This is a genomic window from Promicromonospora sp. AC04, assembly GCF_003058225.1.
GTDB lineage: Bacteria > Actinomycetota > Actinomycetes > Actinomycetales > Cellulomonadaceae > Promicromonospora.
The window spans coordinates 419,308-436,227 of sequence record NZ_QBUG01000005.1 but is presented as its reverse complement, the minus strand read 5'-3'; the positions used below and the strand labels follow the sequence as shown (position 1 = coordinate 436,227).

Annotated in this window: 18 protein-coding genes; 14 read left to right on the top strand and 4 right to left on the bottom strand. The window is 72.3% G+C overall.

Annotated elements, in window-relative coordinates:
- Nucleotides 1-12 precede the first annotated feature (12 nt).
- Nucleotides 13-798: a DUF3626 domain-containing protein gene (locus tag C8K30_RS16060; RefSeq protein WP_108493887.1), complete on the top strand. Its 786-nt coding sequence runs from the start codon at nucleotides 13-15 to the stop codon at nucleotides 796-798.
- On the opposite strand, the gene C8K30_RS16055 is transcribed toward C8K30_RS16060, so the two are convergent.
- Genes C8K30_RS16055 through C8K30_RS16045 form a run of 3 tightly spaced genes read right to left on the bottom strand, consistent with a single transcriptional unit; the run spans nucleotide 755 to nucleotide 2,972 of the window.
- A complete protein-coding gene (locus tag C8K30_RS16055; protein ID WP_108493886.1) occupies nucleotides 755-1,426 on the bottom strand; it encodes an N-acetyltransferase in 672 nt (223 codons plus the stop codon). The genes C8K30_RS16060 and C8K30_RS16055 overlap by 44 nt on opposite strands.
- A gap of 53 nt (nucleotides 1,427-1,479) precedes the next feature.
- Nucleotides 1,480-2,001, bottom strand: a complete 522-nt coding sequence (locus C8K30_RS16050; protein WP_108493885.1) for an SRPBCC family protein — start codon at nucleotides 1,999-2,001, stop codon at nucleotides 1,480-1,482.
- A 29-nt stretch (nucleotides 2,002-2,030) separates the two neighbouring features.
- The gene (locus tag C8K30_RS16045) at nucleotides 2,031-2,972 is read right to left on the bottom strand and encodes a DMT family transporter (RefSeq protein WP_108493884.1); all 942 of its coding nucleotides are present in this window, start codon (nucleotides 2,970-2,972) and stop codon (nucleotides 2,031-2,033) included.
- A 99-nt stretch (nucleotides 2,973-3,071) separates the two neighbouring features.
- Between C8K30_RS16045 and C8K30_RS16040 the strand changes: the two genes are divergently transcribed.
- Nucleotides 3,072-3,656, top strand: coding sequence for a TetR/AcrR family transcriptional regulator (locus tag C8K30_RS16040; RefSeq protein WP_108493883.1), 585 nt, complete (start codon nucleotides 3,072-3,074; stop codon nucleotides 3,654-3,656).
- Here the strand turns inward: C8K30_RS16040 and C8K30_RS16035 are convergent.
- Entirely contained in the window at nucleotides 3,653-4,840 is a 1,188-nt protein-coding gene (locus tag C8K30_RS16035) for a Fic family protein (RefSeq protein WP_108493882.1), read from the bottom strand. The genes C8K30_RS16040 and C8K30_RS16035 overlap by 4 nt on opposite strands.
- A 198-nt stretch (nucleotides 4,841-5,038) precedes the next feature.
- Here C8K30_RS16035 and C8K30_RS16030 point away from each other — a divergent pair, with 198 nt between their 5' ends.
- The 12 genes from C8K30_RS16030 to C8K30_RS15975 all read left to right on the top strand — a co-directional run bounded on the left by C8K30_RS16030 (nucleotide 5,039) and on the right by C8K30_RS15975 (nucleotide 16,807).
- Entirely contained in the window at nucleotides 5,039-6,160 is a 1,122-nt protein-coding gene (locus C8K30_RS16030) for an acetamidase/formamidase family protein (protein WP_108493976.1), read from the top strand.
- Between the two features lie 209 nt (nucleotides 6,161-6,369).
- Nucleotides 6,370-7,515 (top strand): amidase, encoded by a 1,146-nt coding sequence (locus C8K30_RS16025; RefSeq protein WP_199230514.1) that lies wholly within the window; start codon nucleotides 6,370-6,372, stop codon nucleotides 7,513-7,515.
- Between the two features lie 75 nt (nucleotides 7,516-7,590).
- Nucleotides 7,591-7,833 carry a helix-turn-helix transcriptional regulator gene (locus C8K30_RS16020; protein WP_108493880.1) on the top strand — a complete coding sequence of 81 codons (243 nt, stop codon included), beginning with the start codon at nucleotides 7,591-7,593 and terminating at the stop codon, nucleotides 7,831-7,833.
- 1 nt (nucleotide 7,834) lies between these two features.
- Nucleotides 7,835-9,109 carry a type II toxin-antitoxin system HipA family toxin gene (locus tag C8K30_RS16015; RefSeq protein ID WP_108493879.1) on the top strand — a complete coding sequence of 425 codons (1,275 nt, stop codon included), beginning with the start codon at nucleotides 7,835-7,837 and terminating at the stop codon, nucleotides 9,107-9,109.
- Between the two features lie 139 nt (nucleotides 9,110-9,248).
- Nucleotides 9,249-9,791, top strand: a complete 543-nt coding sequence (uraD, locus tag C8K30_RS16010; protein WP_108493878.1) for a 2-oxo-4-hydroxy-4-carboxy-5-ureidoimidazoline decarboxylase — start codon at nucleotides 9,249-9,251, stop codon at nucleotides 9,789-9,791.
- Nucleotides 9,788-10,081, top strand: coding sequence for a hydroxyisourate hydrolase (locus tag C8K30_RS16005; RefSeq protein WP_108493877.1), 294 nt, complete (start codon nucleotides 9,788-9,790; stop codon nucleotides 10,079-10,081). Before uraD ends, C8K30_RS16005 begins: the two co-directional genes overlap by 4 nt.
- A complete protein-coding gene (gene pucL, locus C8K30_RS16000) occupies nucleotides 10,082-11,020 on the top strand; it encodes a factor-independent urate hydroxylase (protein ID WP_108493876.1) in 939 nt (312 codons plus the stop codon).
- Nucleotides 11,017-12,450: an allantoinase AllB gene (gene allB, locus C8K30_RS15995; RefSeq protein WP_199230513.1), complete on the top strand. Its 1,434-nt coding sequence runs from the start codon at nucleotides 11,017-11,019 to the stop codon at nucleotides 12,448-12,450. The genes pucL and allB overlap by 4 nt, the downstream gene beginning before the upstream one ends.
- Nucleotides 12,447-13,739 carry an alanine--glyoxylate aminotransferase family protein gene (locus C8K30_RS15990; protein ID WP_233257206.1) on the top strand — a complete coding sequence of 431 codons (1,293 nt, stop codon included), beginning with the start codon at nucleotides 12,447-12,449 and terminating at the stop codon, nucleotides 13,737-13,739. The genes allB and C8K30_RS15990 overlap by 4 nt, the downstream gene beginning before the upstream one ends.
- Nucleotides 13,736-15,079 (top strand): Zn-dependent hydrolase, encoded by a 1,344-nt coding sequence (locus C8K30_RS15985; RefSeq protein ID WP_108493875.1) that lies wholly within the window; start codon nucleotides 13,736-13,738, stop codon nucleotides 15,077-15,079. Before C8K30_RS15990 ends, C8K30_RS15985 begins: the two co-directional genes overlap by 4 nt.
- Nucleotides 15,076-15,912, top strand: a complete 837-nt coding sequence (locus C8K30_RS15980; RefSeq protein WP_108493874.1) for a MurR/RpiR family transcriptional regulator — start codon at nucleotides 15,076-15,078, stop codon at nucleotides 15,910-15,912. Before C8K30_RS15985 ends, C8K30_RS15980 begins: the two co-directional genes overlap by 4 nt.
- Before the next feature lie 10 nt (nucleotides 15,913-15,922).
- Nucleotides 15,923-16,807 (top strand): FAD binding domain-containing protein, encoded by an 885-nt coding sequence (locus C8K30_RS15975; RefSeq protein WP_108493873.1) that lies wholly within the window; start codon nucleotides 15,923-15,925, stop codon nucleotides 16,805-16,807.
- Nucleotides 16,808-16,920: the final 113 nt, after the last annotated feature.

The following is a 16,920-nucleotide window of genomic DNA, read 5'->3' as shown; positions in this document are numbered from 1 at the left end:
TAGCCTCCGGGCATGGACTGGCTGGTCACCATCAACTTCCACCCGGACCGGCTCGTCGCCGACGGCAGCGAGACCCTGATCGAGCGCCTCGCGCACGACCGGGTCTGGCGGTCCCAGTTCGAGACCGGCACCAGCAACGGCGGCCTCACCGCGCACCGCGGCGGCGACCGGTGGCGCTGGGAGCGGCGCATGTTCGACGGCCGGTACGACGACGCCGAGCCGCACGAGCGCCCGCGCTACGGGGCGCTGAACCACCGGCGCCGGGCAGCGGGCGGCGCCGTCCGGTTCGGGTCCGCCCACCTGCGGCTACGCCCGCACGTCCTGGGGCGCACCACCTTTTGCTACCCGGACTCCGTCTTCGAGCCCGAGCACATCGCGATGGGCGACCCGGCACCGCTGGTCGCCCTGGCCGACGCCGACTCCGCGGCCGGCGTCCACGACCTGCTGGACGACTACGTCGAGGCCCAGGTGCACGGTGTGCTCGACCTGCCCGGCGATGTCGAGGCGCTCGTTCTGGACCCCTGCTACCGCGGCACCGCCGTGGCGGACGCCGCCCGGGGGATCGGTATCGACGTCGAGTGGCACCACGGGTTCCGGCTGCACGTGGACGAGCTGGCCACACGGCCTGAATTCCGCGGGCCGGAGATCGTAGACGTCGCGCGGGCCGTCGCCGTCAGGCACACGACGGACGGGTGGCTGGACGCCCGAGTGGTCGGCGAGGCCGTGCGTGCGGGGGAGCACCACCCGCAGGACCTCAAGAAGGTGTGGCACCACCTGGCGCGGTGGGGGCAGGCGTGACGTCAGGTGCCGGTCGGCGCATGTTCCACAGGGACGGGGAGCCGGGGTACAGCTCGGCGAAGGTGCGGGTGACCTCGAACCCGTGCCGCCGGTAGAACTCGACGTTCCCGGCGGTGCTCGTCTGCAGCGAGACCGGCTGGCAGTCGGCGTCTGCCCGGGCGAGGCCGTCGCGCAGGAGCGCGCTGCCGACGCCGGTGCCCCTGTGGTCGGGATGCACGACGAGTGTCCCGAGGAACCAGCCAGGGTCGTTCGGATACGACTGGGCGAGCGTGGCGTACAGCGCGGACAGCCGGGGCCAGTCGCTCCCGGCACGGCGCACGAGCGACCGGGTGGCGCGAGTCAAGCGCGGATCGACCTCGTGGGTGGGATCGAACGGGTCGTAAGGATCCTCGGAGCCCGCGGTGGTCCAGGTCGCGAGCCCGATGATCCGCTCGTCGTGCATCGCCACCCGAGCGGCCTGCGGCGGCCGCAGGATACGCAGCCCCGTCCGGAGCAGGATCAGGTGCGGCAGGCGACGCTGTCCGGCGTCCGGCACGGTGTACGTCCACAGCGGGTCGTCGGCGAACGCGTCCGCCGCTACCTCGGCGGCCTCCTTGCTCTGCCGCGGCCGGAAGTCGGTGATCCTCACGGCTCGGAGCGTACCGAGCCGACCGACGTGTCGGGGCGTTCGGGCGTCGCCGGTCAGGCGTACAGAGCGCGGTAGTGCCCGGCCAGCGCGGGGTAGTAGTCGTCGAAGCTGATCTCCGCCGGGTCCGCGCCGGTCTCGGCGGCGACGAGCCGGTCGAGGTAGTACTCCCAGCCGGGTCCCACGCTCTCGGCCACGGCTGGGTCGTCCATCGACTGGGCGAAGGTGAGCGTGGTGCCGCCGTCCGCCTCGGCCAGGTCGAGCCGCAGGTGCCAGGTCTCCGGCGCGCTCGGGTCGAACGCCACGTGGGACGTGAGCTCGAGGCGGACCGGGGCGCGGCACGAGTCGATCGCGTACTCGCCCGGCTCCCCGCCCTCACCCTCGTAGAGCATCTGGAAGCGCACCGTCCCCTGTGCCGGGTCGCCCGTCCAGCGTCCGATCCAGCGAGCGAGGCGGTCGGGTTCGGTGATCGCGGCCCAGACGTCCTGGATCGGGGCGCGGAACGTGCGGGTCAGGACGACGTAGGTGCCGTCCTGGCGCTGTTCCTTGCGGCCGGTAGCCTGCGGGTCGGTGCTCATGCTGCCTCCTCGTCGAGGCTTCCAATCTGTCATGACCTGTCCCCGGCCCGCTGGTCGACGTCGACAGGTTCCGCGCCCGCCAGGGTGCGGGACGGCGCACGCGGGTGGCCGGTGGGGCGGGTGAGCAGCACGCCCGCGAGGCTGATCGCGAACCCCGCCACCGTCAGCAGCGGCAGCTCCTGGCCGAACATGGCCCAGTCCCACGCGGCGGAGACCGCCGGGGTGAGGTAGAGCCACGTGCTCACCGCCACCGGCCCCCGGGTGCGCTGCACGTACAGGTACATGCCGTAGCCGCCGAGGAACGCCAGGCCCACCAGCCAGGCGACCGCCAGCCAGAACGTCGGGTCCGCGGGCGGAGCCGTCTGACCGCTCGCGAACGCCAGCATCGCGAAGAACCCGAGCGCGACCACACCCTGCACGGCGAGGGAGTCCAGCACGTCGTGCTTCTCGTCCGCGGGCGGTGGCCACAGGTCGCCCAGCACGGCCGCGGCCGAGAGCGACAGCATGCCCAGCACCGCCCAGAGCGCGCCGTCGGCGCCCGCGCCGCCGGTGAGGGCGTCGGGCCCGACGGCGAGCGCCACACCCGCGAACCCGACGGCGAGGCCGACCGCCTGGCGGCGTCCGCCCCCACGGCCGAACCCGGACATGACGACGGCGACCAGGGCCGGCTGCAGCGAGGCGAGCAGGGCTGCGGTCCCCGCGGGCAGCCCCTCCTCGACGGCGCGGAACACGCCGTACAGGTATCCGGCCTGGCCAAGGGCGCCCAGGACCGCCTCGCGCCGCAGGTAGCGCGGCCCGTACCGGCGGCCGAGCGCGATCACAGCCACGACCATCAGCGGCGCGGCGACGACGTAGCGCCACAGGAGCGTGGTGGAGGCGGGGGCGACCGGCGCGGCGAAAGTGGCGCCCACGAAGCCGGAGCTCCACATGACCACGAGCAGGACTGGGGCGAGGCGCCGGAGGAAGCTCATGCCCGGCAGGCAACCATACAGGTCGGTATACTCGCAGTGCACCCGAGGCTGAGCGCCCGAGACGTAGCGCCGAGAACAGACCCGGACGGAGAGATCCCGATGCCGCGACGCAGCCCCAACCCACACACCCCGGCCGGCGAGAAGGTCCTCGCCACGGCGAGCGAGCTGTTCTACGAGCGCGGCATCCGCGGCGTCGGCGTCGACCTGATCGCCGACCAGGCCGGGGTCACCAAGAAGACCCTCTACGACCGGTTCGGGTCCAAGGACGCGCTCGTGGCGGCCTACCTGACCCGCCGGCATGAGCGCTGGGCGGCGTGGTTCACCGAGCGGCTCGCGGCGCGTGGTGCCGCGGGGTCCGGGCCGGGTGTCGAGCAGGTCGTCGCGGCGCTCGAGATCGCCGAGGAGTGGGCCGACGCCAACGTGCGCGGGTGCGCGTTCGTGAACGCGCACGCCGAGATCGGCGGCACCGAGCACCCGGGCAACGCCGTCGTCCTGGCCGACAAGCGGTACATGCTGGAGGTGTTCCGGCAGCTGCTGCGCGACGCCGGGCACCCGGACCCCGAGGCTGTCGGCGCGCAGATCCACCTGCTCTACGAGGGGGCGATGGTGGCACACACGACCGGCGCGCAGCCGGATGCGTTCGGCACCGCCCGAGCGGCGGCGCGGGCACTGCTGCCGGGCTAGCTCGCAGTGAGCTTGCGGAGCTCGCCGGGTAGATCTGGGTACGGATCGTCGAGTCGTCCACGGTCGCGCTGCACCTGGCTGCGGAGCACATCGATCTCCGGCCCGGCGAGGTAATGGCGGGCGCGGGTCTTTCCGTGCGGCTGCAGCAGCCCGAGCTCAGCGAGCCTGACCAGGTCCCGGCTTGCCGTCCGTTCTTCGAGGCCGGAACGCTTCATGTAACCCGCGCGCGTCACGCGGCTTCCGAGCGTGGCGTCGAACAGAGGATCGGACGCGCGGTCGGGCAGCTTGTGCTGTCTGACGAGATCGTCGAGGCGCAGCCATGTCTCTTCGGCGGTGCGGAAGCGCCTGCGCAGCGTCTGGGCCTGCATGTGGTGTGCGCGCAGGTTGAACTTCACCCACAGGCTCGCGTCGTTCTCGGGGTGCCAGGAGCCTTGGCCCGTGGCTGCGAGCACTCGGTAGTAGTCGTCGGTGTTATTGCCAAGCCACTCCTCGACGCTCGAAAAGGTCGGCTCGAGCACCCGGTCCTGCGCCAGGACCATCGTCTGGAGTGCGCGCGACATCCGCCCGTTCCCGTCGCGGAACGGGTGGATCATCACCAGGTTGAGGTGTGCCATTGCGGCGCGGACCATCGGGTCCAGAAGGGTGGCGTTCTCGGAAGTCCGTGCGGAGTCTCGTCGTACCGACTCGATGAGAGCATCGACGAGCTCGGGGACGAGGTCAGCATCCGGTGCTTCGTAGACGGTCTCGCCGTTGCCGCTGTCTCGGACATAGATCGGCCCGGTCCGGAATTGGCCGGGGCTCTTGTCGAGGTCGTGCTCGAGCAACATGAAGTGGAGCATCCCGAGCATCTGTGAGCTGGGTGTGAAGCCGGTTTGCGAGGCAATGCTCAGGACGTAGGTCATGACGCGGCGGTACCCGAGGATCTCCGCCCAAGTCCGGTCGTCGGCTGTCAGCGGCTCCTCGTCATCGACGGCGGCGACGGCATCCTGGTCGGTGACGTTGTAACCCTCGATCGAGTTGGAGCCCTTGATCGCGCGTGCTTGGGTAGTTCGCCGGAGGTTACCCGTCCAGCGTCGCGGAACGCGGAGCACATCGGCGAGGCTCTCACGCATGGTGCGGATCTCCGCGATGACCTCGGTATCTGTGGCGTCGGGCTCCGGAGTCGTGTAGATCGCTGGTGGCATTGCGTCTCCTTGTGTCACCTTGCCTGAGACAATCAGACATTTTTGGCGAGACTATTCTGACATAGATGTCGGGATGTCGCCAGACTCGGACGGCCGCACCGGAGCCACCGTTGCGCAGCCCGTCGTGACGACGGAAGCGACTCGTCGGCCGCGAACCTCATGTCGGGCTGGTCGGGCTCAAGTGGGTACCTTGGCCTCGTGCACCAGCAGACCATTCTCCAGGCCGGCATCAACGTCCCCGGCGGGGCGGCTTACCTGCCCACCTCGGTCGAGACCGCTTATTGGGGCCGCCTGCCCTGTGCGGCGGACAGCGCGGTGCTGGCGGTGGACCCGGGGCAGGAGGTGGTGGTCGACACCCTGTCCCACGAGGGCATCCTCGAGGACCAGGGTGGCGACCCCCTCGCGTACTTCGCCGAACGCGGCGTCGCCGAGGGCGCCGTCCTGGCCGATGCCGTCGAGCTCACCACCGCCCGCCGCTCCCGCCTGGGTGCCCGCACGCCCGGGCTGCCGGACGTCCCCGGCGCGCACGGGGGCCACGTCGTGACCGGGCCGATCGAGGTCCGCGGCGCGCGGCCGGGTGACCTCCTCGCGATCCGGGTGCTGTCGACGGAGCCCCGGGTGCCGTACGGCGTGATCTCCAACCGGCACGGCCGCGGCGCCCTGCCGGGCGAGTACCCGGCGGGCGACGCGGACGTCGTGAGCGTGTTCGCCGAGGTGGACTCGTGGGCCGCCGGCGCGGGGCGGGGCAGCCTGCCCCTCTTCGAGGGGTCGGACCGGACCGTGGGCTTCGACCTGCACCCGTTCCTCGGCATCATGGGCGTCGCCGCGGCCGGGGACGAGCGGCCGCACTCGGTGCCACCGGGGCCGTTCGGCGGCAACATCGACATCAACCTGCTGGGCGCCGGCGCCACGCTGTACCTGCCGGTGCAGGTCGCGGGGGCGCTCGCCTACGTGGGCGACCCGCACTTCGCGCAGGGTGACGGCGAGGTGGCGCTCACCGCCTTCGAGGCCTCGCTGCGGGTGCGGCTGGGCTTCGACCTGATCCCGGCGTCCGACGCCGTCGCGACGTTCGGGGAGCTGGCCGGGCCGCTCGCCGAGACCACTGAGTTCCTCGTCCCGACCGGGCTGGACCGCGACCTCGACGTCGCCGTGCAGAACTGCGTGCGCGCGGCGATCGCGCTGCTGGGGGTGCGGTACGGGATGTCGCCGGCGCACGCCTACGCGTACCTGTCGGCCGCGACGGACTTCGACATCTCCCAGGTCGTGGACGTGGTCAAGGGCGTGCACGCGAGGATCCGCAAGGCGGACTTCCTGCGGTAGAGGCGGCAGGACAGGACGGTCCGCGGCGACTGCGGTCGGGCGTTGGACCGAATTCATCGACTTCGGTCCGACGTTTGACCGAACTCAGCGACGTCGGGTCCGTTGCCATGAGATCGGTCGATCAACCGACCGATCTCATGGCAACCGACCGATCTCACCTACGCGGGATGGCAACATCACCCTGCCCCGGGGCCTGGCAGCATGTGCCCATGGCTTCCGACCTCAGCGTGTGGCGTGTCCGGCCCGAACCCGGCCCGTTGACGGCCCCGACCGGCTCCGGCGTGCTCGACGGCGAGACCGTCGCGGTCAAGGACCTGTTCGCGATCGCCGGGCAGCGGGTCGGGGCCGGCAACCCGGCGTGGCTCGCGGCGGCGCCCGTCGCGGAGGCGCATGCTGTCGCCGTCGCGCGGCTGCTGGCGGCCGGGGCCGCGCTGGCGGGTATCGCGCAGACCGAGGAGTTCGCGTACTCGCTGACCGGCGCGAACGCTCACTACGGCACACCGCCCAACCCGCGTGCGCCCGGGCGGATCAGCGGCGGTTCGACGTCGGGCCCCGCTACTGCCGTGGCCTCGGGCCAGGCGAGCATCGCGCTCGGGACCGACACCGGCGGGTCGGTGCGTGTGCCCGCCTCCTACCAGGGGTTGTGGGGCATCCGCCCGACGCACGGCGTCGTGCCGGCCGGTGGGCTGCTGCCGCTCGCGCCGTCGTTCGACACGGTCGGCTGGCTCGCCCGCGATGCCGCCACGCTGGCCCGCGTAGGTGATGTCCTGCTGCCGGCCGACGGCGGAACCCTGTCCGGGGAGCTCGTGACGAGCGACGCCCTGCTGGCCCTGGCCGCGCCCGAGGTGCGCGACGCCGTCGGGCAGCTTGCCCGGGGTGCCGGGGCCAAGCGGGTCGACTGGGCGCCCGAGCCCGCCTGGCTCGCGGCGTTCCAGACGCTCCAGGCCGCCGAAGCCTGGGTGGTGCACGGGGCGTGGCTGGCGACGCGAATGGACACGCTCGGGCCCGCGGTGCGCGGGCGGTTCGAGCGGGCGCGCTCGATTGATACGTCTGACGCCGAGGCGGCGCGGGCCGCTGTCGTTCGCGCCAGGGCGGAGATCCGGGATCGCCTCGGGGACCGTGTGCTGGTGCTGCCGTCGGCGGCGACCGTCGCGCCCCGCCCCGAGGAGGCCGAGGCGGCCCGCGAGGCCACGATGCTGCTGACCTGCATAGCGGGGATCGGCGGGCTGCCGGCGGTGTCGGTTCCGGTCGCGACGGCGTCGGGCCTCCCGGCGGGCGCGTGCCTCGTGGGACCGGCGGGCTCGGACCGGGCGCTGCTGCAGCTGGCCGGGGAGTCGGGAACTGGCTTGTGGTGATGTCAAGGTATCGTGACACTGCAGCCATGTCATGATACCTTGACATGGCTGCGGTGTCACGATACCTTGACATGGATGACAACGGACAGGGTGCTCAACGCACGATCGCTGACCCGGCTGGGTGCGGCTGTCAGAAGGCTGCGCCTGGACCGGGGTCTCTCGCAGGCCGAACTGGCCGAGGCTGCAGCCGTTTCTCGCCAGTGGATCATCAACCTTGAACAAGGGCGTACCGAGGGGTTCGAGGTTGGACGTCTGATGCGAGTGCTCGACGAGCTCGACGCGAGCCTCGCTGTCCGTGACGACCGGGAGGAGGCCTGAGATGGTTGCCGTGAAGCAGCTCGCGGTCATCCTCGGCGGTCGCCATGTCGCAGAGCTCACGCGGACGAGGGCTGGCGCGCTACGTCTTACCTACCTCGATGACGCGCGGCGAGTGGGCGCCACCCCCTTGTCTCTGTCCCTACCTCACGACATTGCATCCCACGCAGGGGCTCCCGTCGGGACATTCCTCCGAGGTCTGCTTCCCGAGAGCGACTCCGCTCTGGCCGCCATCGGCCGCCGGTACCGAATCGACACCAGGGACGAGCTTGCCCTGCTCTCGGTCGTCGGCAAGGACTGCGCTGGGGCCGTGCAGTTCTGCGCGGAGGATGAGATCGAGGCCACGATCGGCCGTGAGGGGAGCCTGCAGGAATGCAGTGTCGGTGACATCGAGATCCGGTTGGACGAGATGGACACGGACGAGAATGCCTCCTGGACCATGCCCGGAGAGCACTGGTCGTTGGGTGGCACTCAACAGAAGTTCGCGCTGCGTCGCCAGGATGATCGGTGGTATGTGGCGCAGGGTGCCGAGGCAACGACGCACATCATCAAGCCCGGCATCCGCAAGATGAAGGCACAGGCCCTGGACGAGCACGCCAGCATGCGTACGGCGCGCATCGTGGGCGTTGATGCGGCGCACACCGAGTACACGTCCTTCAGGTCGCAGGATGCGATCGTGGTCAGCCGATTCGATCGTGCTCGTATCGACGGCGACCAGGTGGTCCGTCTGCATCAGGAAGACCTCTGCCAGGCGCTCGGCGACAACGAGAAGTACGAGTCCGAAGGTGGCCCGTCCGCGCTCGACATCATCCGGATGCTGCGGGAGGTGTCCGAGACCGCTGGTGCTGCTCGTCGCAACGTCGAACGGTTCGTTAATGGGCTGATCTACAACACCGTCATCGGGGCTCCGGACGCGCATGCCCGGAACTATGCGGTGCTGCTGGACGGTGATTCAGTGGACCTGGCGCCGATCTACGACGTCGCCTCCGGGTTCGCCTACGACCCGCCGACGGGAGGGCGGCGCGTGGTGTCGATGAGTGTCGGAGGGTCGTTCGAGCTCGACGAGATCGGGCGCGATGCCTGGAGCCGGTTCGCCGACGCCGCCGGTCTCGACGTGGATCACACGGTGGCGCGTGTCGCAGAGCTTGCGACGCTGGTGCCTGACGCGATCGAGAGCGCGCTGGAAGACATCGACGACTACGAGGGGTATGTCGCGACCCTTAGGGAGCGACTCCTGAGCGAGCTGGCCGCCCGTCGACCCCAACTGCCCGCTTCGTAGAGGTTCTACCCGTCGGAAGGATCACCGGTCGCAGGCCGAGTGTCCGGCCCAACTCCGCTGCAGCGCATCCGGGCAAAGTTTTACCCATCTGAAACGCCTGTCTCACCGCGGGGGACAGTTTGAAACTAAGTTTGTCTCCATGGACCTCGCGACGTTCAACTCCTTGCCCGCCGCCGACGCCGCGGAAACAGTCCGCCCGTGCGCCGACATCGGCTCCTGGGTCGACGACGTGGTGGCCGGCCGCCCGTACGCGTGCCGCGACGCTCTGCTGCTGCGGGCGATGCGCGCCGCCGCCGACTGGGACGCGGCTGACGTCGACGCCGCGCTCGCGCAGCATCCGCGGATCGGCGAGCGGGCGTCCGGCGACAGCACGGAGGCGCGCCTGTCCCGCACCGAGCAGCCGACGGCGGCCGAGGCGACGGCCCTCCGGATCGCCGAGGGGAACGTGGCCTACGAGGCCCGGTTCGGCAGGATCTTCCTGGTCCGGGCCGCCGGCCGGACCGCGGAGGAGATCCTCGCGAACCTGACCGAGCGCCTTGCCAACGACCCCGCGACCGAGGCCCTGGTCACCGCCGAGCAGCTGCGCCAGATCGCGCTGCTACGGCTGGAGACGCTCGTCGAGGAGACCATCCCGGACGCCGCCGTCGAGCCTGACACGCAGTCCGCCGAGGTGGCGCCATGAGCACCGCCTCCACCCACGTGCTCGACGCCGCCCGCGGCGTGCCCGCCGCCGGCCTGACGGTCACCCTCGGCACCCGCAAGGCCGTGACCGACGCCGACGGGCGCATCGCCTGGGGCGAGGTCACGCCCGGCCGCCACGTCCTGACCTTCGCCGTCGGCGACTGGTTCGGGGCGCAGGACCGGGAGACGTTCTTCGGGCAGGTGGTGCTCGACGTCGTCCTCGGGCCCGACCACACGCACGTCGCCCTGCTGCTGAGCCCGTTCGCCTACACCACCTACCGGGGGAGCTGAATGTCGATAGTCCTGGGTCCCAACCAGTACGGAAAGGCCGAGGTGCGGCTGGTGCGCGTCGACCGCGACACCGCACGGCACAGCATCACCGACCTGAACGTCACCTCGCAGCTGCGCGGGGACTTCCTGGCCACGCACGAGTCCGGGGACAACGCGGGCGTCATCGCCACCGACACGCAGAAGAACACGGTGAACGCGTTCGCGCGGGACGGCGTCGGCTCGCCGGAGACGTTCCTGGCGCGGCTGGCGCGGCACTTCCTGAAGGAGCCGCAGGTCACCGGCGGGCGCTGGCTCGCTGAGCAGTACGGCTGGGAGCGCATCGCGGCCGGCCCCGCGACGGGCTCAGGGCCCGGCGCCGCCGCCGGCCAGGGCCACGACCACGCCTTCGTGCGCGGTGCGGCCGAGCGGCGCACGGCGCTCGTGCACGCCGACGACTCCGGCCTGACCGTGCTGGCGGGGCTGCGCGACGTCACGGTGCTCAAGTCCACGGGCTCGGAGTTCTCCGGGTTCCCGCGCGACCAGTACACGACGCTGCCCGAGGTGGACGACCGGATCCTCGCGACCGACGTCACCGCCTGGTGGCGCTACGAGCCCTCGTTCGCGGAGGCGGCCGGCCCGGCGGAGTACGACGAGCGGTTCGCGGCGGTGCGCTCCATCCTGCTGAAGACCTTCGCCGAGCTGCACTCCCTGGCCCTGCAGCAGACCGTGTACGCGATGGGCAAGGCCGTGCTGGAGGCGTATCCCGACATCGCCGAGATCCGGCTGTCCTGCCCCAACAACCACCACTTCCTCGTCGACCTGGAGCCGTTCGGCCTGGACAACCCCGGCGAGGTGTTCTTCGCCGCCGACCGGCCCTACGGGCTGATCGAAACCGCGGTCCAGCGGTCCACCAGCGTCGGCGAGCACCCCGTCTGGGCCACGATCGGGGGATTTGTATGAGTCTGGTCCTCGCGTCGGAGCGGGTCCTGATCGAGGGCGAGCTGCGGCCGGCGGTCGTGCGCGTCGAGGGCGACCGGATCGACCAGGTGTGGTGGGGCACGTCCGACCCGGACGCCGTCCTCAAGCCGGCCGGCGACCTGCTGGGCGGCGAGGTGCTGGGCGCGGCCCCCGAGGACGCCCCGGAGATCCTCCGGCTGGGCGACCGGGTGGTGCTGCCCGGCGTCGTCGACACGCACGTGCACGTCAACGAGCCCGGCCGCACCGCGTGGGAGGGGTTCGCCTCCGCGACCCGCGCGGCGGCGCTCGGCGGGGTCACGACGATCGTGGACATGCCGCTCAACTCGCTCCCGCCGACCACCACGGTGGAGGCGCTGGAGACCAAGCGGGCCGAGGCCGAGGCCGTCCGCGCCCGGGGCGAGCTGCACTGCGACGTCGGCTTCTGGGGCGGCGCCGTCCCCGGCAACACCAAGGACCTGGAGCCCCTCTGGGACGCCGGCGTGTTCGGCTTCAAGTGCTTCCTCGCCGACTCGGGCGTGCCCGAGTTCCCGCCGCTCGGGCCGGACGAGCTCCTCGAAGCGATGGACCGGATAGCGCGGTTCAGCGGGCTGATGATCGTCCACGCCGAGGATCCGGCGGCGCTCGCGGCGGCCCCGCACCCGGCCAGCCGGGCGTACGCGGACTTCCTCCTGTCCCGCCCCGACGAGGCCGAGACGACGGCGATCGCCGGGCTGCTCGACGTCGTCCGCGAGACGGGTACGCGCACCCACGTGCTGCACGTCTCCTCGGCGCGGGCGCTCGACCTCCTGGCCGAGGCCAAGGCCGAGGGGCTGCCCGTCACCGCCGAGACCTGCCACCACTACCTGGTCTTCGACGCCGAGCACATCCCCGACGGCGACGCCGCTTTCAAGTGCTGCCCGCCCATCCGTGACCACGGCAACCAGGACGCCCTCTGGGAGGGCCTGCGCGCGGGGATCCTCGACTGCGTGGTGAGCGACCACTCGCCCGCCACGGCCGAGGAGAAGACTCGCGGCGACGGTGACCTGCAGGCCGCCTGGGGTGGCATCTCCGGCCTCCAGGCCGGCTTCGTCACCCTGGCTGACGCCGCCAGACGCCGGGGCGTCCCCCTCGCCGACGTCTCCCGCTGGACCTCGGCGAACACCGCAGCGCTCGTGGGCCTGGACCGGGGGACGCGTCCGAAGGGCGTGATCGCCGAGGGCGCCGCCGCCGACCTGGTCGTCTACGACCCGGAGGCGACCACCACCTTCGACGCCATCAAGATGGCCCACAAGAACAAGATCAGCGCATACGACGGCCTCACGGTCCAGGGCGCCGTCGTCGAGTCCGGGACGTTCGTGCCTTCCGACCCCTCCGACGGGACGAAGACCCAGCACTCGACTGGCCTCGGGACGTTGCTCAGGAGGAGTGCATGATGCAGATCCATCCGCCCGCACGGCTGCTGATGGGGCCCGGGCCCGTCGACGCCGACCCGCGTGTCCTGCGGGCCATGGCTGCGCCGCTGGTGGGCCAGTTCGACCCGTTCATGACCGACACGATGACCGAGGCCATGGCGCTGTGGCGCACGGTCTGGGACACCGCGAACGAGCAGACGTTCCTCGTCGACGGCACCTCGCGGGCCGGCATCGAGGCGGCGCTGGTGTCCCTCCTGGAGCCGGGCGACCGGGTGCTGGTCCCGGTGTTCGGCCGGTTCGGGCACCTGCTCGCGGAGATCGGCGCGCGTGCGGGCGCCGAGGTGCACACGATCGAGACGGAGTGGGGCACGGTCTTCGATCCGGGGCAGATCGAGGACGCCGTGCGTCGCGTCCGGCCGCGCCTGGTCGCCGTCGTGCACGGGGACACGTCCACGACCATGGCCCAGCCGCTCGCCGACCTCGGCCGGATCGCCCACGAGCACGACGCCCTGCTGTACGTCGACGCCACCGCCACGCTCGGCGGCAACCCGTTTCACACCGACGAGTGGGGCATCGACGTGGCGACGGCCGGGCTGCAGAAGTGCCTGGGCGGTCCGTCGGGCAGCGCGCCCGTCACGCTGTCGCCCGCTGCGGCGGCGGCGATCAACCGGCGCAGGCACGTCGAGGCGGGGATCCGCACGGCCGACGACGTCGCGCCGCACGGCGCCCCGATCCAGTCCAACTACCTCGACCTCGCGCAGATCATGGAGTACTGGGGCCCGCGCCGCCTGAACCACCACACCGAGGCCACGTCCATGCTGTACGCGGCGCGCGAGTGCGCCCGCCTCCTGACGGTCGAGGGCATGGCCACGGCCGTGGACCGGCACGTCCAGCACGGCGGGGCGATGCTGGCCGGTGTGCGCGGGCTGGGCCTGGAGGTCTTCGGCGACTTCGGCCACAAGATGCACAACGTGGTCGCCGTGCGCATCCCCGACGGCGTGGACGGCGACGCCGTCCGCGGCGCGCTGCTGGACGACTTCGGCATCGAGATCGGCACCTCCTTCGGCCCGCTGCACGGCGTGGTCTGGCGCATCGGCACCATGGGCTTCAACGCCCGCCGGGACGCCGTGCTCACCACCCTGGCGGGCCTGGAGCACGAGCTGCGCCGGGCCGGGTTCGACGCCCCGCCGGGCGGCGGCGTCGCGGCCGCGCTCGCCGCGTACGACGGCGTGGCTCACGACGGCATGGCGCCCGGCAGCCCGCACGACACCATCCCCGACACCGTCGTCGAGAAGGAGGCACGTCTGTGACCGACATCGGCACCGCCGCCTGGGTCATGGCCCGGTGCGCGGACCTGACGCGCCACTCGTCGCGGCCCGACGCGCTGGAGCGCGTCTACCTGTCGCCCGAGCACTCCGCGGCCAACACCGCGGTCCGGGCCTGGATGCTCGACGCCGGCCTCGACACCGAGACCGACGCCGCAGGCAACATCTGGGGCCGTCGCTCCGCCGACGGCGCCCCCCAGCGGCCGGCCACCCCGGGCGAGCCCACGCTCGTGCTCGGGTCCCACCTGGACACCGTGCCCGACGCCGGGCGGTACGACGGGATGCTGGGCGTGGTGCTCGCGATCGCCGTCGCGCACCGGCTGCGGGAGGTGGCCCTGCCGTTCGCGCTGGAGGTCGTGGGGTTCTCCGACGAGGAGGGCACCCGTTTCGGCAAGGCGCTGCTGGGCAGCTGCGCGGCGTCGGGCCAGTGGGACCCGGCCTGGTGGGACCAGGCCGACGCCGACGGCGTCACCCTGCGTGAGGCGTTCGCGCGGTTCGGGCTGGCCCCGGACCGGGTGGGCGACGCCGCCCGGGACCCCGCCGACCTGGTCGGCTACCTGGAGGCGCACATCGAGCAGGGGCCGGTGCTGGAGGCCCGGAACCTGCCGCTCGGGTACGTCACCACTATCGCCGGGGCGCGGCGGTTCGTGCTCACCGTCACCGGCGAGGCCCGGCACGCGGGCGGCACCCCCTTCGCCCGACGGCGGGACGCGCTCGTCGCCGCATCACACCTCGTCACCCGGATCGAGGAGCTGGCCATCGCTGCCGACTGCCTCGCCACCGTCGGCGACATCCACGTGCAGCCCGGGGCCGTCAACGTGATCCCGGGTCGCGCCGAGCTGACGCTCGACCTGCGCGGCCGGACCGACGCCGGCCGCGACGCGCTGTGGGAGCAGATCGCGGCCGCCGGGCGCGGCATCGCGGCCGAGCGTGGCGTGGCGTTCGAGTTCGCCGAGACCCACCGGGCGCCGTCGACCGCCTGCGCCGACCGGCTGAAGGCCGCCGTGGCGGACGGGATCGGGGAGGCGACCGGTGCGGCGCCCGGCGACGTGCTCGGGCTGTGGAGCCCCGCCGGTCACGACGGCATGGCGATGGATGCCGTGACCGACGTCGGCATGCTGTTCGTACGCTGCCGCGACGGGATCAGCCACCACCCGGACGAGCACGTGGAACCCGAGGACGTGGGCGTGGCTCTCGACGCGTTCACGGCGGCGGTGCTGGCGCTCGCCCGCGAGCATCGGCCGGCCGGGCCGGCGGAGCCTTCCGCGCTGGTCGAGCCGGCGGCGCCGGTCGAGCCTGTCGAGACCCTCGGGGAGGTCCGATGAAGTCGCTCGCGGCCAAGCCGCTCGAGGACCGCATAGCCGCCGGCTACCGCGACCTGTCGCCGCAGGAGCGGCGCGCCGCGGACGCCCTGCTCGACCACCTCGGCGATCTCGGGACCTACCGCGCCACTGAGCTCGCGGCCCTTGCCGGGGTCTCGAAGGCGACGATGAGCCGCCTGTTCCGCAAGCTCGGCTACGAGGACTTCGAGGGGCTGCGCGAGGACCTGCGCACCCAGCGCGGCCGCGGCCTGCCGATCGCGGTGGACCCCTCGCCCGGCCTGCGCGAGCGGCTGGAGCAGGAGGTCAAGAACCTGGAGAAGGTCTACGCGGCGCTCGACGACGCCACGCTCGACCAGATCGCCGACGCGCTCGCGACGGCACGCGACGTGGTGGTCGTCGGACGCCGGGGGTCGCTCGGGCCGGCCACCCAGCTCCGGCGCAACCTGATCCAGGTGCGCGGGCGCGTGCACCTCGCGCCGGGCCCCGGCCAGTCGCTCGCCGACGACCTCGTGGGCCTCGGCCCGGAGGACGTGGTCGTGGTGGTCTCGATCCGTCGGCACGCGTTCAAGGTGGCCGAGATGGTCGAGTCCCTGCTGGCCGACGGCGTCCGCGTGCTCCTGCTCGCCGACTCGAGCCTTCGGCACCTCGCCAGCAGCGTGACCTGGTGGATCGAGTGCCCGATCACCACGGAGGGCGCGTTCGACTCGATGGTGGCCCCGGTCAGCGTGGTGGCCGTGCTGTCGGACCGGGTGCACGAGGTGCTCGACGGCGCCGGCTCGCGCGTCGAGGCGATAGATGCCCGGTATGCGCTGCTGCGCGAGATCGACGAGGGATGAACGGAGCTCCATGGACCTGGACATCAACACCGTGCGGATAGCGCGGACGCGCGACGACTGTGTGCTGCGGCCGGGCGAGGCATTCCTGGGCGGGGGCACGTTCCTGTACTCGGAGCCGGTGCCCGCCGGGGTGACCGGCCTGGTGGACCTCACAGGGATGGGCTGGGAGCCGTGGTCCGTGGACGGGTCCGGGCTGCGGGTCGCCGGGACGTGCACGCTGGAGGAGCTGGTCTCCGGGCCGGGCTCGCTCGGCGGGTCGCCGGGTGCGCCCGGCGCGCAGGGGCCGTACCGCGCGCTCGGGATCGTGCGGGAGTGTGTCTCGGCGCTGACGCTCTCGCCGAAGGTGGCCCGGACGGCGACGGTGGGCGGGAACCTGGCGCTGGGGCTGCCGGCCGGGTCGATGGCCGGGCTGTTCGCGGCGCTGGACGCGGTGGCGGTCGTGTGGACGCCGGTCGGCGGCTCGCGGGAGGTGCCGGTGTCGGCCCTGGTCACGGGCGCGGGCCTCGTGGGCCTGGCCCCGAGCGAGTTGCTCCGGGAAGTACGGGTGCCCGCGGCGGCGCTCGGGCAGCGGACGGCGTTCCGTCGTGCGGCGCTGACCCCGAACGGACGGACGGCGGCCATGGTGACGGGGCGTACGTCGGCGGGCGGCGGTGTGTCGTCGCGGGTGCTGCTGGTGCTGACCGCCTCGGTGCCCGCGCCCGTGGTGGTCGAGGTGGCGCCCGGGGAGCACGGTGAGCTGGACCGGCTGATCGACGGGATCGGCGCCGTCGGAGCGGACGCCGTCGGAGCGGACGCCGGCTGGTTCGAGGACACGCACGGCACCCCCGCGTGGCGCGCAGCGATGACGCGGCGGCTGGCGCACGAGGTGCTGGACGAGCTGGGCGGGGGCGTATGAAGAGCCGGAGCCTCCGGGAGAAACAGGTATCCCTGGGGGTGTGTTGCTGCGAGTAGATGTTGTCTACGCACAGCAACACACTTCGAGCAGGTGGTCTCTCCCCGAGACCTGCC

Excerpts from the sequence above, each read along its gene's own strand:
- C8K30_RS16025 (WP_199230514.1), top strand. The coding sequence starts at position 6,370 with ATGGCTTCCGACCTCAGCGTGTGGCGTGTCCGGCCCGAACCCGGCCCG.
- C8K30_RS15980 (WP_108493874.1), top strand. The coding sequence starts at position 15,076 with ATGAAGTCGCTCGCGGCCAAGCCGCTCGAGGACCGCATAGCCGCCGGC.
- pucL (WP_108493876.1), top strand. The coding sequence starts at position 10,082 with ATGTCGATAGTCCTGGGTCCCAACCAGTACGGAAAGGCCGAGGTGCGG.
- C8K30_RS15975 (WP_108493873.1), top strand. The coding sequence starts at position 15,923 with ATGGACCTGGACATCAACACCGTGCGGATAGCGCGGACGCGCGACGAC.
- C8K30_RS16045 (WP_108493884.1), bottom strand. The coding sequence starts at position 2,972 with ATGAGCTTCCTCCGGCGCCTCGCCCCAGTCCTGCTCGTGGTCATGTGG.
- C8K30_RS16050 (WP_108493885.1), bottom strand. The coding sequence starts at position 2,001 with ATGAGCACCGACCCGCAGGCTACCGGCCGCAAGGAACAGCGCCAGGAC.
- C8K30_RS16060 (WP_108493887.1), top strand. The coding sequence starts at position 13 with ATGGACTGGCTGGTCACCATCAACTTCCACCCGGACCGGCTCGTCGCC.
- C8K30_RS16035 (WP_108493882.1), bottom strand. The coding sequence starts at position 4,840 with ATGCCACCAGCGATCTACACGACTCCGGAGCCCGACGCCACAGATACC.
- C8K30_RS15990 (WP_233257206.1), top strand. The coding sequence starts at position 12,447 with ATGATGCAGATCCATCCGCCCGCACGGCTGCTGATGGGGCCCGGGCCC.
- allB (WP_199230513.1), top strand. The coding sequence starts at position 11,017 with ATGAGTCTGGTCCTCGCGTCGGAGCGGGTCCTGATCGAGGGCGAGCTG.
- C8K30_RS16020 (WP_108493880.1), top strand. The coding sequence starts at position 7,591 with ATGACAACGGACAGGGTGCTCAACGCACGATCGCTGACCCGGCTGGGT.
- C8K30_RS16015 (WP_108493879.1), top strand. The coding sequence starts at position 7,835 with ATGGTTGCCGTGAAGCAGCTCGCGGTCATCCTCGGCGGTCGCCATGTC.
- C8K30_RS16005 (WP_108493877.1), top strand. The coding sequence starts at position 9,788 with ATGAGCACCGCCTCCACCCACGTGCTCGACGCCGCCCGCGGCGTGCCC.
- uraD (WP_108493878.1), top strand. The coding sequence starts at position 9,249 with ATGGACCTCGCGACGTTCAACTCCTTGCCCGCCGCCGACGCCGCGGAA.
- C8K30_RS16040 (WP_108493883.1), top strand. The coding sequence starts at position 3,072 with ATGCCGCGACGCAGCCCCAACCCACACACCCCGGCCGGCGAGAAGGTC.